13 protein-coding genes are annotated in these 15,737 nt (G+C 64.5%); 4 read left to right on the top strand and 9 right to left on the bottom strand.

Features of this window, described 5'->3' with window-relative positions; translation table 11 throughout:
* Positions 1-75 precede the first annotated feature (75 nt).
* The 5 genes from BAU06_RS09090 to metE form a co-directional block, all read right to left on the bottom strand.
* Positions 76-801 carry a TerC family protein gene (locus tag BAU06_RS09090; RefSeq protein ID WP_066347433.1) on the bottom strand — a complete coding sequence of 242 codons (726 nt, stop codon included), beginning with the start codon at positions 799-801 and terminating at the stop codon, positions 76-78.
* A 985-nt stretch (positions 802-1,786) separates the two neighbouring features.
* The gene (gene sucD / locus BAU06_RS09085) at positions 1,787-2,668 is read right to left on the bottom strand and encodes a succinate--CoA ligase subunit alpha (protein ID WP_066347430.1); all 882 of its coding nucleotides are present in this window, start codon (positions 2,666-2,668) and stop codon (positions 1,787-1,789) included.
* 24 nt (positions 2,669-2,692) lie between these two features.
* Positions 2,693-3,853 (bottom strand): ADP-forming succinate--CoA ligase subunit beta, encoded by a 1,161-nt coding sequence (sucC, locus tag BAU06_RS09080; RefSeq protein ID WP_066347429.1) that lies wholly within the window; start codon positions 3,851-3,853, stop codon positions 2,693-2,695.
* A 10-nt stretch (positions 3,854-3,863) separates the two neighbouring features.
* Positions 3,864-4,460, bottom strand: a complete 597-nt coding sequence (locus BAU06_RS09075) for a DUF2889 domain-containing protein (RefSeq protein WP_066347426.1) — start codon at positions 4,458-4,460, stop codon at positions 3,864-3,866.
* A gap of 125 nt (positions 4,461-4,585) precedes the next feature.
* Positions 4,586-6,877 carry a 5-methyltetrahydropteroyltriglutamate--homocysteine S-methyltransferase gene (gene metE, locus BAU06_RS09070; protein WP_066347423.1) on the bottom strand — a complete coding sequence of 764 codons (2,292 nt, stop codon included), beginning with the start codon at positions 6,875-6,877 and terminating at the stop codon, positions 4,586-4,588.
* A gap of 172 nt (positions 6,878-7,049) precedes the next feature.
* On the opposite strand from metE, the gene BAU06_RS09065 reads away from it, so the two are divergent.
* Positions 7,050-7,994 (top strand): LysR family transcriptional regulator, encoded by a 945-nt coding sequence (locus BAU06_RS09065; RefSeq protein ID WP_066347420.1) that lies wholly within the window; start codon positions 7,050-7,052, stop codon positions 7,992-7,994.
* Between the two features lie 5 nt (positions 7,995-7,999).
* On the opposite strand, the gene recX is transcribed toward BAU06_RS09065, so the two are convergent.
* Together recX and recA are read right to left on the bottom strand one after the other, a co-directional pair.
* The gene (gene recX / locus BAU06_RS09060; RefSeq protein WP_066347409.1) at positions 8,000-8,536 is read right to left on the bottom strand and encodes a recombination regulator RecX; all 537 of its coding nucleotides are present in this window, start codon (positions 8,534-8,536) and stop codon (positions 8,000-8,002) included.
* Positions 8,537-8,570: 34 nt separating this feature from the next.
* A complete protein-coding gene (recA, locus tag BAU06_RS09055; RefSeq protein ID WP_066347404.1) occupies positions 8,571-9,629 on the bottom strand; it encodes a recombinase RecA in 1,059 nt (352 codons plus the stop codon).
* Between the two features lie 345 nt (positions 9,630-9,974).
* On the opposite strand from recA, the gene BAU06_RS09050 reads away from it, so the two are divergent.
* The 3 genes from BAU06_RS09050 to BAU06_RS09040 all read left to right on the top strand — a co-directional run bounded on the left by BAU06_RS09050 (position 9,975) and on the right by BAU06_RS09040 (position 13,968).
* Positions 9,975-10,664, top strand: coding sequence for a response regulator (locus BAU06_RS09050; protein WP_066347400.1), 690 nt, complete (start codon positions 9,975-9,977; stop codon positions 10,662-10,664).
* 115 nt (positions 10,665-10,779) lie between these two features.
* A complete protein-coding gene (locus BAU06_RS09045; protein ID WP_156770375.1) occupies positions 10,780-12,135 on the top strand; it encodes a sensor histidine kinase in 1,356 nt (451 codons plus the stop codon).
* Positions 12,136-12,282: 147 nt separating this feature from the next.
* Positions 12,283-13,968: an MFS transporter gene (locus tag BAU06_RS09040; RefSeq protein ID WP_156770186.1), complete on the top strand. Its 1,686-nt coding sequence runs from the start codon at positions 12,283-12,285 to the stop codon at positions 13,966-13,968.
* 441 nt (positions 13,969-14,409) lie between these two features.
* On the opposite strand, the gene ligD is transcribed toward BAU06_RS09040, so the two are convergent.
* Together ligD and BAU06_RS09030 are read right to left on the bottom strand one after the other, a co-directional pair.
* On the bottom strand, positions 14,410-15,384 hold the full coding sequence (gene ligD / locus BAU06_RS09035; protein ID WP_066347391.1) for a non-homologous end-joining DNA ligase: 975 nt from the start codon (positions 15,382-15,384) through the stop codon (positions 14,410-14,412).
* Positions 15,385-15,457: 73 nt separating this feature from the next.
* A complete protein-coding gene (locus BAU06_RS09030; RefSeq protein WP_066358528.1) occupies positions 15,458-15,676 on the bottom strand; it encodes a hypothetical protein in 219 nt (72 codons plus the stop codon).
* Positions 15,677-15,737: the final 61 nt, after the last annotated feature.

Here is a 15,737-nt window from a genome sequence, read left to right as displayed (position 1 = left end):
GCCCTGCCCGCACGCCAGCGACTTGCGTGGCGGCGGGCCCTCGGCCTTGAGGGGGGATTGTAATTCAGCTTTACGTCAGATTTGCTGGGAGCGATTAAGATTTTTGTCAGGATTCTTGCGCGCAATCATCACCTTACCCAGGATGAGGACCAGCACGGCCCCGCACGCCCCTGCCATCAAGGCAAGATTATGCTCGGTCGTCCCCAGCGCCGTGTCGATGCGGACCACGGAATCGTGCAGGGCGGGATCGCCCACCATCAATTCCCCGGCGATGAAGCCCAGCAAGGCGGCGCCCACCCAGACGATAAGGGGGAAGCGCTCGATGACCTTCAACAGCAGGGTGCTGCCGAAGATGACCAGCGGGATGCTGATGGCCAGGCCCACGACCAGTAGCGTCGTATCGCCCATGGCGGCCGCGGCCACCGCCACCACGTTGTCCAGGCTCATGACCAGGTCGGCGATCATGATGGTGCGGATGGCCGACAGCAGGTTTCCGTGCGATTTGGCGTCGCCGTCGTCCTCGTCCTCGGGCATCAGCAGCGAGACGCCGATGTACACCAGCAGGATGGCGCCGATCAGCTTGAGCCAGGGCAGCAACAGGAGTTTGGCGGCTACCAGTGTCAGCACGATCCGCATGATGATCGCGGCGGCCGAGCCGATGACGATGGCTTTCTTCTGCTGGGCGGGCGGCAGCGCCCGGGCCGCCAGCGCGATGACCACGGCGTTATCCCCGGACAGCAGGATATTGACCCAGATGATTTGCAGAAGCGCCAGCCAGAAAGCAGCTTGTGTTAATTCCATACCCCTCGTTCCTCGATCCCTCAATGGTTTGAAATGCCGAACCCCATCCCCGCGCGGCGATGAAGGCATCGTTGGGCGCGCTGGGTTTATTTAGCGTGGGGAACGCTGGACATTATATCGACCGAAAACCAAAACGTTCAGCTGTTTGTTGGATTATCGAGGGAAAACCGCAGGTTTTTTGGCAGTTATATGACATTCGCCTGACGGCCTGGAATATCTCTTTCAATCACCTGTCTATTCGCTGACTAAATACTGAACGACACGGTCGCGCGAACAAATCGGCGGGCTTGGCGGCGCCCTGAGCGACGTCCCGCACGTCCTGGGCCTCAGCAGTGCGATCGCGCGCCAGGCCGTGCCAGCGCGCGCTAATCCGGGTTTGCCGGCCGCCTTGTCGCGCCGCCGCGATACACCCGTCCCGCTACAATTCTGAATTCAACCTGAATAATAACTGAGCATTAACTGAATTACTGCTTTCATTCATCCGCACCTGCGGGACTACCTTTGGATCGCATAATCTGAATAGAACCTGAATAGAATCCCATCTGGATAAGAATCGACCGTTTACTGAACGAAAATTGAATTTAAACTGAATATGGACTGAACATATTCTGAATAAAATCTGAACGCATGGAACGCATGCGCGCCTGATCGGGAAGCATCAAACTCCCGACTTTGCTCTCAGCCGAGAGATTTAGTTCAGCGACAGTACCGCAAGGCTTCACTTTCGGCCTGCCTGCCGTTCGGCACGGGCCGCCGTCGCGGTCCCGGCCGGCGTCACCTCGCCATCGCCAACTGCATCCGGCCGCGCTCACCACATGAGATGCGCGAGGGCGATGTGCCCAGACCTTGGCCACACTCGGGAGCCCGCCCACCTGCCAGGCGGCGCACCCTCCCGGCGCGCCAATGAAAAACCCGCCGGAATCGGCGGGTTTTCCATGGCATGGACGGGGCTGGCCTTGTCAGGCGCCCATTCCCGTTGGCTTGCTTACAGCACGGACTTCAGCAGCTTGCCCATTTCCGACGGGTTGCGCGTGGTGCGGATGCCGCAGGCTTCCATGACTTCCAGCTTGGCGTCCGCCGTATCGGCACCGCCGGAGATCAGCGCGCCGGCGTGGCCCATGCGCTTTCCGGGGGGCGCCGTCACGCCGGCGATGAAACCGACCACCGGCTTCTTCATGTTGTCCTTGGCCCACTGCGCGGCAGTGACTTCATCCGGACCGCCGATTTCGCCGATCATGATCACGGCATCGGTGTCGGGATCGTCGTTGAACAGCTTCAGCACGTCGATATGCTTCAGGCCGTTGATCGGGTCCCCGCCGATACCGACGGCGCTGGACTGGCCCAGACCCAGTTCGGTCACCTGGGCCACGGCTTCATAGGTAAGCGTGCCGGAACGGCTGACAATACCGACGCGGCCCTTGCGGTGGATGTGGCCGGGCATGATGCCGATTTTGATTTCGTCGGGCGTGATCAGGCCGGGGCAGTTGGGGCCCAGCAGCAGGGTCTTGCTCCCCTTCTGCTTCATGCGGTTGCGCACTTCCAGCATGTCGCGGACGGGGATGCCTTCCGTGATGCAGATGGCCAGGTCCAGTTCGGCTTCCACGGCTTCCCAGATGGCGGCGGCAGCGCCGGCCGGCGGCACGTAGATCACCGACACGGTGGCGCCGGTGGCCGCCTTGGCGTCCTTGACCGATGCGTAGATGGGGATGCCCTCGAAGTCCTCACCCGCCTTCTTCGGGTTCACGCCGGCCACGAAGGCGGCCTTGCCGTTGGCGTAGTCGCGGCACATGCGGGTATGGAATTGCCCCGTCTTGCCCGTGATGCCTTGGGTGATGACTTTAGTGTCCTTGTTGATCAAGATCGACATTTGTGAATCCTTGGCAATAACTTCTTATTTGACGGCGGCAACGACCTTGGTGGCCGCTTCGGCCATGGTGTCGGCGCTGATAATGGGCAGTCCGGACTCGGCCAGCATCTTCTTGCCGAGTTCTTCGTTGGTGCCCTTCATGCGGACGACCAGCGGGACGTTCAGGTTGACGGCCTTGCACGCGGTAATCACGCCTTCGGCGATGACGTCGCAGCGCATGATGCCGCCGAAGATGTTGACCAGGATGGCCTTCACGCTCTTGTTCTTGAGCATGATCTTGAAGGCTTCGGTCACTTTCTCGGCGGTCGCGCCGCCGCCGACGTCCAGGAAGTTGGCCGGCTCGCCGCCGAACAGCTTGATGGTGTCCATGGTGGCCATGGCCAGGCCGGCGCCGTTCACCAGGCAACCGATGTTGCCGTCCAGCTGGATGTAGGCCAGGTCGAACTTGCTGGCCTCGATTTCCGCGGGATCTTCCTCGTCCAGGTCGCGGTAGGCGACGATTTCCGGATGGCGGAACAAGGCATTCGAGTCGAAATTGAACTTGGCGTCCAGGGCGATGATGTTGCCCTTGCTATCGCGGTTCAAAGGATTGATCTCGACCAGGGAAGCGTCCGTTTCCATATAGCACTTGTAGAGCTTCTGGAACAGGTCCACCGTCTGCGCGGTCGAGTCCGCGGGCATGCCGATGGCGTCGGCCACTTTCTTGGCCTGCTCGGCGGTCAGGCCGGCCAGCGGATCGATGTATTCCGTGACGATCTTTTCCGGCGAGGAGTGGGCCACTTCCTCGATGTCCATGCCGCCTTCGCTCGATGCGATCAGGGCGACCTTCTGCGTGGCACGGTCGGTGACCAGCGACACGTAGTATTCCTTCTGGATGTCCGCGCCTTCTTCGATGTACAGGCGGTTGACCTTCTGGCCTTCCGGGCCGGTCTGGTGCGTGATCAGCTGCATGCCGAGGATTTCACCGGCCAGCTTGCGCACTTCCTCGAGGGAACGCGCCAGCTTCACGCCGCCGCCCTTGCCCCGGCCGCCGGCGTGGATCTGCGCCTTCACGACCCAGACAGGCCCTACCAGTTTTTCGGCCGCGCTCACGGCTTCGTCAACGGTGAAGGCGGGAATACCGCGCGGCACGGTCACGCCAAATTTCTTCAGCAGTTCCTTGCCTTGATACTCGTGGATTTTCATGTGTTACCTGTCAGGTCGTATGAGAAAAAAGAGAAGAATCAGAAGCGGCATCCTCGGCGGAAACTTCACCGGTATACCACTTGGGGTAGTACTGGAGGACCACGGGTCCGTCCGTACTGAGCGCATGGCAGCCATCCAGCTGGAATGGCCGCTTGCTGGGATCGGGGTTTTCGCGGCGCCGCCCGGCCATGGTCTGGACCGCGGCGGTCGGCAGCACCAGCGCCAGCTCGCTCATATGCGTACAGCCGGCGACGCGGCCGAACCGCGTCTTGACCTGCTGGCGAAAGCCCCGGACCAGGTTCATGCCCACCAGGTCCTGGTAGGCGGGCTCGATGCCGGTGCAGTGCTCGCCATAGGGCGCCGCATCGTAAACCGCCTGCGCGGCAACGATCGTATAGGCATCGTCGATCGTGATACGCAGGTGCATATGGTGCACCGGCTGCCCCGCGCGCAGGATATCGCCTTCGCTTCTGGCGAAATCGTAGGCCTTCACATCGATAAGCTCGGCCTCGATGTCCCACAGCCCGTCATCGCGCGCATAGCCCTGCACGCGGATCGAGCGCGTGTGCAGGGGTTTGCGGGGGACTTCCGAGGGCGGCAAAGGCATGCGTGTCAACCAAGGTTGCTGCAAGGCAACAAAACCTTCAAAGTATAGCGCACGGCCATTGTTCAAAAAACCAGGGCCGGTTCCCGGGAGACGGGAACCGGCCCTGCGGGCGACGGTTCAGGCGATCAGGACTGCGCGCGCAGCTGGCGCGCGGCGTCCACCATGCCGACCAACGCGGCTTCGGTCTCGGGCCAGGCGCGGGTCTTCAGGCCGCAGTCCGGATTGACCCACAGGCGTTCCTTGGGCAGGCGGCCGGCGGCCTTCCGCATGAGCTGGACCATCCAGCCCACATCCGGGACATTGGGCGAATGGATGTCGTACACGCCCGGCCCGATGTCGTTCGGATAGCGGAATTCCTCGAACGCCTCGAGCAGCTCCATATTGGAGCGCGACGTCTCGATCGTAATGACATCGGCGTCCATGGCGGCGATGGATTCGATGATGTCGTTGAACTCCGCGTAGCACATGTGGGTATGGATCTGCGTGTCCTCCCGGACTCCCGCGGTGGACAGGCGGAAGCAATCCACCGCCCAATCCAGGTAGGCCTGCCAGTCGGCCCGGCGCAGCGGCAAGCCTTCGCGTATGGCGGGTTCGTCGATCTGGATGACCCGGATGCCGGCCTTTTCCAGGTCGACCACTTCGTCGCGCAGGGCCAGGGCCAGCTGGCGGCAGGTCTGTTCACGCGGCTGGTCGTCCCGCACGAAGGACCATTGCAGGATGGTCACCGGCCCGGTCAGCATGCCCTTGACCGGCTTGTCCGTCAGGGACTGCGCGTACGAAGACCAGCCCACCGTCATGGGCGCGGGACGGGCGACGTCGCCGAAAATCACCGGCGGCTTGACGCAGCGCGAACCATAGCTCTGGACCCACCCGTTGCGGGTAAAGGCAAAGCCGGCCAGCAGCTCGCCGAAGTACTCCACCATATCGTTGCGTTCCGGCTCGCCGTGCACGAGCACGTCCAGGCCGACTTTCTCCTGGAACCGGATGACCGATTCGATCTCCTTGCGGATGGCGGCCTCATAGGCGGAATCGCTGATCGCGCCGGCCTTCCAGTCACGCCGCAAGGCGCGGATTTCCGCCGTCTGCGGGAAGGAGCCGATGGTGGTGGTGGGAAACGCGGGCAGGCGCAGCTTTTCCTGCTGCTGGCCGATACGCTGGGGGAATGGTGCGCGGTCGCGCCGCACTTCGGCGGCCGCCGCCATGCGTCGCGCCACGGCCGGGTTGTGGATGCGCGGCGATTGCGCGCGGTTGGCCAGCGCGGCCCGCTGCGCGGCCAGGGTTTCCCGCAGGGCGGGTTCCTGGCTGCCGTCCAGGGCGCGCGCCAGGGTGCGGACCTCGTCCAGCTTCTGCACGGCGAACGAAAGCCAGCTCTTGAGTTCGTCGTCCAGATCCGTCTCATGCGCCAGGTCCACCGGCACGTGTAGCAGGGAGCACGAAGGGGCGATCCACAGGCGGTCGCCCAGCGCCGCCCGCGCGGGAGCCAGGGCGCGCAGCGCGGCGTCCAGATCGGTGCGCCAGATATTGCGGCCGTTGACGATACCGGCCGACAGCACCTTGGTGCCGATGGCCCGCAGCGTGGGAGCCAGCTGTTCCGGCGCCCGCACCAGGTCGACGTGCAGACCGGCTACCGGCAAGGCGGCGGCCGTCGCCAGATTGTCCTGCAAGCCGTCGAAATACGTCGCCAGCAGCACCTTCACCGGCGCGGCGGACAGGGCCGCGTAGGTGCTCGCGTAGGCGTCGCGCCACGCGGCGGGCAGGTCCAGCGCCAGGATGGGCTCGTCGATCTGCACCCATTCGACGCCCAGCGCGGCGATGCGGCGCAGCACTTCCGCATAGACCGGGATCAAGCCGGCCAGCAGTTCCAGTTTGGCGGCATCGCCGGGCCCGGCGTAGGCATCGCCCTTGCCCAGCCACAGCCAGGTCAAGGGACCCGGGATCACGGGCTTCACCCGGTAGCCGGCTTCAGAGGCCTCGCGGATCTGCTCGAACAGCGATTCCCGCGCGATGCGGAACGTCTGCGCAGGCGTCAGCTCGGGGACGATGTAGTGGTAATTGGTATCGAACCACTTGGTCATCTCGCAAGCGGCGGCCGGCGTGCCCGTGGGCGCACGCCCGCGCCCCATCCGGAAGAGAGTATCCAGGCTGACGGGTCCGTCGGCAGGCTGCCCGAAGCGGGCCGGCACGGCGCCCAGCAGCGTCGTCCATTCCAGGACATGGTCGTACCAGGCGAAATCGCCCACGGGCATCAGGTCCACGCCGGCATCGGCCTGGATCTGCCAGTGCCGGGCGCGCAGTTCCCGTCCCGTTTCTTCCAGTTCGGCCAGGGACGTCTTGCCGGCCCAATAAGACTCCACCGCACGCTTCAACTCGCGCTGCGCGCCGATGCGGGGGAAACCAAGATTATGAATTGTTGTCATGGAAATCCGGAATCCAACAAAGTTTGTTCAAGTTCACGCATTGTGCGCGCGTTTAACCTTGAGTCAAAATCAATGTGTGCAACGATTCCATGAATAGGTCTCATATAATCGGGCAAACCTGTGCGGCATCCGGCCGCGCGCCGTCCGCATCGCCGGTCCCCGAAGGCGTCCCATGCTCGAAATCCGTCACTTGGAAACCCTTGCCGCCATCCGCGATGGCGGCAGCCTGCAGGAAGCCGCAGAGCGGCTGCACCTAACCCAGTCCGCGCTGTCCCATCAGTTGCGCGACCTCGAATCGCGCCTGGGCACTCCATTGCTGAACCGGCGCACCCGCCCCGCCCGCCTGACCACGGCCGGGCTGCGCGTCCTGGCCCTGGCGGACGACATCCTGCCGCGATTGCGCGCGACGGAACGGGAACTGCAGCGTCTGGCCGCCGGCCGCACCGGACGGCTGCACCTGGCCATCGAATGCCATTCGTGCTTTCAGTGGTTGATGCCGGCGCTGGATGCATTCCGCGCGCAGTGGCCCGAAGTGGCGCTGGACCTGTCGGCGGCCTTTTCTTTCGCCCCCTTTCCCGCGCTGCTGCGGGGAGACCTGGACTTGGTCATCACGTCCGACCCGCAGGCGCTGGAAGCCATCGAGTACGTGCCCTTGTTCGGCTATGAGCTGGTGCTGGCCGTATCCGAGGCCAACCCCCTGGCCGCGCAGCGCTATATCCAGCCCGAGCAGCTGGCGGACCAGACGCTGATCACCTATCCGGTCGACCGCCAGCGCCTGGATGTTTTCACGGCCTTCCTGGACCCGGCGGATGTCGAGCCCGCCGTCGTGCGCAAGGCTGAACTGACACCCATCATTGCGCAGTTGATCGCCAGCAACCGTGGCGTGGCCGCCCTGCCCAATTGGGCGTTGACGGAATACCTGGGACAAGGATGGCTGAAGGTCTGCCACCTTGGCCCGCAAGGCGTATGGCGCACGCTCTACGCGGCCATTCGCCACGAAGATGCCGACGCACCCTTCATCAAGGATTTCCTGACCATTGCCAGGGACGTGAGCTTCAGGACGCTGACCGGCATCAAGGCCGCCGGCGCATGGCCGGGCACACCGCCAGGCGGTTGAACGGCTCAGTCTTCACCGTCATCGCCCAGGACGCGCCGGATCACGTCATGGGCAAAACCGCGCGACGCCAGGAATCGCGCCTGCTTGGCATAGGCGGCGCGGTCCGTCGGACGTTCACCGTAGCGCTTGTTCCAGACCGCCACGGCGCGATCGTATTCCGTCGCGCGCAGCGTATCGCGCAATTCGCCTATCTGGCTTTCGTCCACACCATGCTGGCGCAATTCCTGCACGATGCGGGCCGCGCCCTGGCGTTCCGCGCGCCGGTGCACCAGGCTTTCCGCGAAACGCCGCGTGGAGAGCCAGCCTTCTCGTTCCAGGTCGTCCAGCAAGGCATCCAGAACGGCGGGATCGTCGGCGTGAGGCGCGAGCTTGCGCGCCAGTTCGCTGCGCGCGTATTCACGCCGGGACAGGTAGCCGACGGCACGGGCCTTCAGACTGGGGCCGCGCTTTTCCCCGCCCCGCTCGCCATGGCCGAAGGCGTCGTCTTGTGCATCCTTGGCGGGACGCGTTGCCGGTCCCGTGCCACGGCGGCCGGAGATCATGGCCTGTCAGCCTCCTGGCGATCCTGGACTTTGGTCAGTCTTCTTCTGCCTCGCTTGCGGCGAAGGTATTGGCGCGGCTCACGATGCCCTGGTTTTCGCGTATGCGGTTCTCGATTTCCAGGGCCATGTCGCGGTGTTCCTTCAGGTACTCCCGCACATTGTCCTTGCCCTGCCCGATGCGGTCGCCCTTGTAGCTGTACCAGGCGCCGGATTTGTCGACGATGCCCGCCTGCACGCCCAGATCGATGATTTCGCCTTCGCGCGAAATACCGCTGCCGTACATGATGTCGAATTCGGCCTGTTTGAAAGGCGGCGACACCTTGTTCTTGACCACCTTGACGCGCGTTTCGTTGCCGATGACTTCTTCGCCCTTCTTGATGGAGCCGATGCGGCGGATATCCAGGCGCACCGACGAATAGAACTTGAGCGCATTGCCGCCGGTGGTGGTTTCCGGATTGCCGAACATGACGCCGATCTTCATCCGGATCTGGTTGATGAAGATGACCATGCAATTGGTGCGCTTGATCGTGGCGGTGAGCTTGCGCAGCGCCTGGCTCATCAGGCGGGCCTGCAGGCCGGGCAGCGAGTCGCCCATTTCGCCTTCGATTTCGGCCTTGGGCACCAGTGCGGCCACGGAGTCGATGACGATCAGGTCCACCGAACCGGAACGCACCAGCGCGTCCGTGATTTCCAGCGCCTGTTCGCCCGTGTCCGGTTGGGAGATAAGCAGATCGGTCAGGTTCACGCCCAGCTTGGCGGCATATTGCACGTCCAGCGCGTGCTCGGCGTCGACGAAGGCGCAGGTGCCGCCCAGTTTCTGCATTTCGGCGATGACCTGCAGCGTGAGCGTGGTCTTGCCCGAGGATTCCGGACCGTAGATTTCAACGACGCGGCCACGCGGCAGCCCGCCGACGCCCAGTGCGATATCCAGGCCCAGCGAGCCGGTGGAGACCACCTGGATGTCATGCTCGACCTCGTTATCGCCATACCGCATGATCGAACCCTTGCCGAACTGCTTTTCGATCTGCGATAGGGCCGCGGCGAGCGCCTTGGCTTTTTCCGAGGCGGCTGCCTTGCTGGTTTTGTCGTCCATGAAGTGTCCTGTCTGGCGTTTTCTAGCGATGGGTATGGCGATCGATACGGGGGCGGGATCGGATCGGCGACCCGCTTGGGAACCGCATTGGGAACCCGGGTCGCCCCCTGCAATCTCGGCGGGATTATGGCACTGGATTATACTGTACAAAAAAACAGTATGACAAATTTTTCCGTGTTATCCCGTGTGGGCAAGCCGCAAGCGGCGTGACAGAATCGGCCCAGGAGAGCGAGACAGTCCGGAGACAATCCGGTCCCATACCAAGAAATCCCACGGCCGGATCCGGCACGTGCGGAAGACCCGCTCAGCTCCGTAAACCATAACGATCCACGAGAGCCTGGTCACATGCGCATACTTATCGCTGAAGACGACAGCATCCTTGCCGACGGCCTGTCCCGTTCGCTGCGACACAACGGCTATGCCGTCGACGCCGTGCGCGACGGCATGGCGGCCGACCTGGCACTGACCGCGCAGGCCTTCGACCTGTTGATCCTGGACCTGGGGCTGCCCCAGTTGGCGGGACTGGAAGTCCTGCGGCGCCTGCGAGCCCGCAACCCGCAATTGCCGGTTCTCATTTTAACCGCGGCCGACAGCATAGAGCAGCGCGTGAAGGGCCTGGACCTGGGCGCGGACGACTATATGGCCAAGCCGTTCGCGCTGTCCGAACTCGAAGCGCGCGTGCGCGCGCTGACGCGCCGCGGCGCGGGCGGGGGCGCGAGCCTGATCCGCCACGGCCGGCTGGTATTCGACCAGGCCGGACGCGTGGCATCGGTGGATGACCAGCCCCTGGACCTGTCGGCCCGCGAAGTCGGCCTGCTTGAAATCCTGCTCATGCGCAGCGGCCGCATGGTCAGCAAGAACCAGCTGGTGGACCACCTGTGCGAATGGGGCGACGAAGTCAGCACCAACGCCATCGAAGTCTATGTGCACCGCCTGCGCAAGAAGCTGGAACCGACAGGCGTCCGGATCATGACCGTGCGAGGCCTGGGCTACTGCCTGGAACGGGATCATGGCACGGGCGAACTCGCACACTGAAAACCCGCGGGTCGCGCCGCTCAACCAGGAAGCCCTGGACATCCTGCGCAACGGCACGCGCGGCCCCTCGTTCGCGCTGCCGCGCCGATCCCTGCTGGGCGAGATCCTGGACTGGATGCTGGCCCCCCTGTTCCTGCTATGGCCCATGAGCGTGGCCATCACCTATGTCGTCGCGCAGAACATCGCCGACGTGCCCTACGACCGCGCGCTGGCCAACCATCTGCGCGTCCTGGCGCGCCAGGTCCAGACCGTGGACGGCCGCGCGGCCCTGCAGATGAGCGAGCCCGTGCGCAGCCTGTTGCGCGCCAACGAAACCGATAGTGTGTTCTGGCTGGTGCTGGGCGGCCGCGGCCAGTACCTGGGCGGCGACCGCGAACTGCCGCTACCGAAGGGCGCCGACCTGGCGGTTCCCGGTACCGTGCGCTATGAAGACAGTACGCTGCGCGGCTTCGCCATCCGCCTGGCCTACACCCGCGTGCCGCCCGGCGCCGCGGGCGAAATGCCAGCCGTGGTCATCGTCGCCGAAACGACCGAACGCCGCGCGCAACTGGCCAACGACATCATCAAGGGCGTCATCATCCCGCAGTTCGTGGTCCTTCCCATCGCGGTCCTGCTGGTGTGGTTCGGCCTGTCGCGCGGCGTCGCCCCCTTGAACGCCCTGCAGCAGCGGCTGCGCGCCCGCCGACCCGACGATCTGTCGCCCATAGACGAACGGGCGACGCCCAGCGAAATCGCGCCGCTGGTGGCCGCCATCAATGACCTGCTGGAACGCCTGTCCGCCACCGTCCAGACGCAGCGGCGCTTCGTCGCGGACGCCGCGCATCAATTGAAGACGCCCCTGGCCGGCCTGCGCACCCAGGCCGAACTGGCGCTGCGCGACGCCAGCGCGGACGAGATGCAGGCCAGCCTGCGACAGCTGGTCGCGGGATCCGAACGCGCCACCCGGCTGGTGAATCAATTGCTGTTGCTCGCCCGCGCAGAAAACCCGGCCACCGTGGGCATGGCGTCGCTGGACCTGAATGGCCTGGCTTGCGAACAAACCACGCTATGGGCGCCCCAGGCACTGGCGATAGGCATCGACCTGGGTTTCGAGGAAGCGGGGCGGCCGGCCACCATCGTCGGCAATGCCATCCTGCTGGCTGAGCTGCTGAACAACCTCGTGGATAACGCGCTGCGCTACACCCCTCGCGGGGGCCGGGTAACCGTGCGCGTGCGCGCCCTGCCGGACGCCGCCTTGCTCGAGGTGGAGGACTCGGGGCCCGGCATCCCGCCGCACGAGCGCGAACGCGTGTTCGACCGCTTCTATCGCGTATTGGGTACATCGGCGGAGGGCAGCGGCCTGGGCCTGGCCATCGTGCGCGAGATCGCCCAGAAGCACGACGCCCTCGTCGAACTGGGGGATAACCCCGCACCGGGCGCGACGCAGGCCGGCCTGAAGGTATCCGTTCGGTTTCCGCTTTCTTACAATTAGAAACACAAAATCGGGCCGGTTCAGGGAATCGTCAGACCCCCGTCAGCCTTCTTGCCTACCGTGGCGGTCAGCCTCCCCGCATCCGCGGGGCGTCTGCACATACCGAGCATGGCGGAGCAACCGCCAGCCATCCCGTGAGGAGACATCATGAGCACAGCTTCCATGCCGCGCCCGGGCGCCATCTCGGCCCCCGCTCCCATGACCCGCAATGAACGCAAAGTCATTTTTGCGTCGTCGCTGGGCACTGTTTTCGAGTGGTATGACTTCTATCTGTACGGGTCGCTGGCGCCGATCATCGCCCTGCACTTCTTTTCCGGCGTCAACCCGACCGCGGGCTTCATTTTCGCCCTGCTCGCCTTCGCCGCGGGCTTCGCGGTGCGGCCATTCGGCGCCCTGGTCTTCGGCCGCCTGGGCGACCTGGTAGGCCGCAAGTACACCTTCCTGGTCACCATCGTGATCATGGGCCTGTCCACCTTCCTGGTCGGCATCCTGCCCACATACAGCTCCATCGGCATCGCCGCGCCGGCCCTGCTCATCATCCTGCGCCTGTTGCAAGGCCTGGCGCTGGGCGGCGAGTACGGCGGCGCGGCCACCTATGTGGCGGAACACGCGCCCATGGGACGCCGCGGGTTCTACACCAGCTGGATCCAGACCACGGCAACGCTGGGCCTGTTCCTGTCGCTGCTCGTCATCCTGGGCGTGCGTTCCTATTCGGGCGAAGAGGCCTTCCGCGATTCGTGGGGCTGGTGGCGCGCACCCTTCCTGCTGTCCTTCGTGCTGCTGGCCATCTCCGTCTGGATCCGGCTGCAGCTCAGCGAATCGCCGACCTTCCAGCGCATGAAGGAAGAAGGCAAGGGATCCAAGGCGCCGATCAGCGAATCCTTCGGCCAATGGAAGAACCTGAAGATCGTGATCCTGGCCCTGCTCGGCCTGACGGCCGGACAAGCGGTGGTGTGGTACACGGGGCAGTTCTATGCGCTGTTCTTCCTGACGCAGACGCTGAAGGTGGACGCCAATTCGGCCAACATCATGATCGCGGTGGCCCTGCTGATCGGCACGCCGTTCTTCGTAGTGTTCGGCGCGCTGTCCGACCGCATCGGCCGCAAGCCCATCATCATGGCGGGCTGCCTGATCGCGGCGGTCACGTACTTCCCCATCTTCCAGGGCCTGACGCACTTCGCCAACCCGGCATTGGAAAAAGCCCAGGCCACCGCCCCTGTCACCGTGATCGCCGATCCGGCCACCTGCTCCTTCCAGTTCAACCCGGTAGGCACGGCGTCGTTCACCAGCAGCTGCGACATCATCAAGTCCTTCCTGGCGCGCAACTCGGTGAACTACAAGAACGAAGCGGCGCCCGCCGGCTCGGTGGCCAAGGTGCGCATCGGCACCGATGAATTCCAGTCCTTCGACGGCGCCGCCCTGCCGCCCGCGGATTTCAAGGCGCGCAGCGCGGAACTGGACAAGTCGCTGACCGCCGCCATCCGTGGCCACGGCTATCCGGCCAAGGCCGACCCGGCGCAATCCAACAACGTCATGGTGGTGGTGCTGCTGACCATACTCGTGATCTACGTCACCATGGTGTACGGCCCCATCGCCGCAATGCTGGTGGAGATGTTCCCCACGCGCATACGCTACACGTCGATGAGCCTGCCGTACCACATCGGCAACGGCTGGTTCGGCGGTTTCCTTCCGCCCCTGGCCTTCGCCATCGTCGCGGCCACCGGCAATATCTATGACGGCCTCTGGTACCCGATCATCATCGCCGTGATGACGCTGGTGATCGGCACGCTGTTCGTACGCGAGACCAAGGACGTCGATCTGAACAAGGACTAGGCGTCCGTCCGGCCCCTGCCGGCCGGGACGCTGCACCCGACCGGCCTTTCACAAAGCTCCCGTAACGGGGAGCTTTTTTTTCGCATGCCGGAGGGCACACGACAGCCGGTGTACCCGGCGGGGCACGACTGACCATCGCGGGCGTGCACGTATCATGATAGCCAGCGGTGGCCTGCTCAACAAAGCCGGGTGCCACCGCTATGCCGCGCGTCGATTCAGGACGATGTCAGAGCCCGGGCACTAGACTGAGGGCTCAGATCACGGCCTTGCGCATTGGTCTCCGGACGATCGATCCCCCTGTCCGGCGATTGCAGGGTCGCATTCTGACACCGGTGCCGCGCTCCCCGCGAGCCTTAAACAGCGCGACATCGTGTGCTCCCGTACCGGCCCGACCTCCACAGTCGGGCCTTTTTTTTGCCGTATTGTCGCCGCGATCCGGCTTCAGCGGTTGCGCATGGCGGCGGTCAGCCCTTTGCGCGCGCTCTCGTACTCCGCCCAGGGATCGTCGCGCCAGGCGCGGGCGCGCGCCAGCGCGTTGTTCACGTTGAAGGCAACGCCGCGCGGGTCTTCCGCATCGTCCAGCAGTTCCCATGGCACGGGAACGGATACCGGCGCGCCCGGCCGGGCGCGGGCAGAGAAGGCAGCGATGGCCGTGGCGCCATCGCTGTTGCGAAGGTAGTCCACGAAGATATGGTTGCGCCGTTTGGCCTTGGACATATTCGCGATGAAGACATCGGGGTGCATGTCCTCCAGCTGCTGCGCGATGCCTTTGCAGAAACGCCGCACATCGTCCCATCCCAGGGTGGCCCGCACCGGCACCACCACGTGCAGCCCCTTGCCTCCGGTGGTCTTTAGGAAAGGCCGCAGGCCGATTTCCACCAGCAGGTCGCGAACGACCCGCGTGGCTTGCGCCATTTCAGGCCAGGGGGTGCGCGGGTCCGGGTCCAGGTCGAAGGTCAAGCGATCGGGCTTATCGGAGCCCGGCGCCTTGGCGCCCCAGGTATGGAATTCGATGACGCCGCGCTGCACCAGTCCTATCACGCCGACGATATCGCGGATAACCAGCATATCGCCATCGGGCTCCACGCCCGCGGGCAGATGTTCGCCCATGTGCTTCTGAAAAAAGCATTCCCCCACCGCGCCATCGGGGCAACGCAACAGCGCGACGCGCCGGTCGGCCAGATGCGGCATGATCAGGTCCGCCACCGACTCGTAGTAGCGGGCCAGCCCCAGCTTGGTGACGGCCGGCTCGATGAACAACTGGCGATCCGGGTGCGTGATGGCGATGCCGTGCACCCGGGTATCGGCCCCGTCCTGGCCAGTGCGCGACGCGCGCTTTTTGGCCGGCTGCGCCTGCGCGGCGCGTTTCGCCGGATGCGATCGACCGGAAGCAGTCCCGGATGCGGTCTGCGCCATTGGCAACTCCCTGAGCATGAGAACCGCCGATATTCGCAAACCGCATGCCTGTCCCCTGTGGGACGGCGCGTAATCAGCGGCGCATGCCCAGGCCGATCGCGACCACGCCGACCACGATGGCGCCGATACCGGCCCATTGCGGAATGGGCACCGACTTGGTGGTCTCGGCAGTGGCCTTGACCGACCCGATTTGCACGATGGTGTCCTCGGACTTGTAGCTGAACCCCTGATACACCAGGGCCACCACGCCCAGCACGATCAAGATAGCCCCGATAAAGATGGTCGGCTTCATGGCTTCCCCCATACCGTTGCGCCGCGAAATGCGGCCGTTTGTACCGGCCGGAAAGATACTC

The sequence above is a fragment of the Bordetella bronchialis genome (assembly GCF_001676705.1).
Classification (GTDB): Bacteria; Pseudomonadota; Gammaproteobacteria; order Burkholderiales; family Burkholderiaceae_B; genus Bordetella_C; species Bordetella_C bronchialis.
The sequence above is the reverse complement of the archived record's forward strand: the minus strand, read 5'-3'. Positions and strand labels throughout refer to the sequence as shown.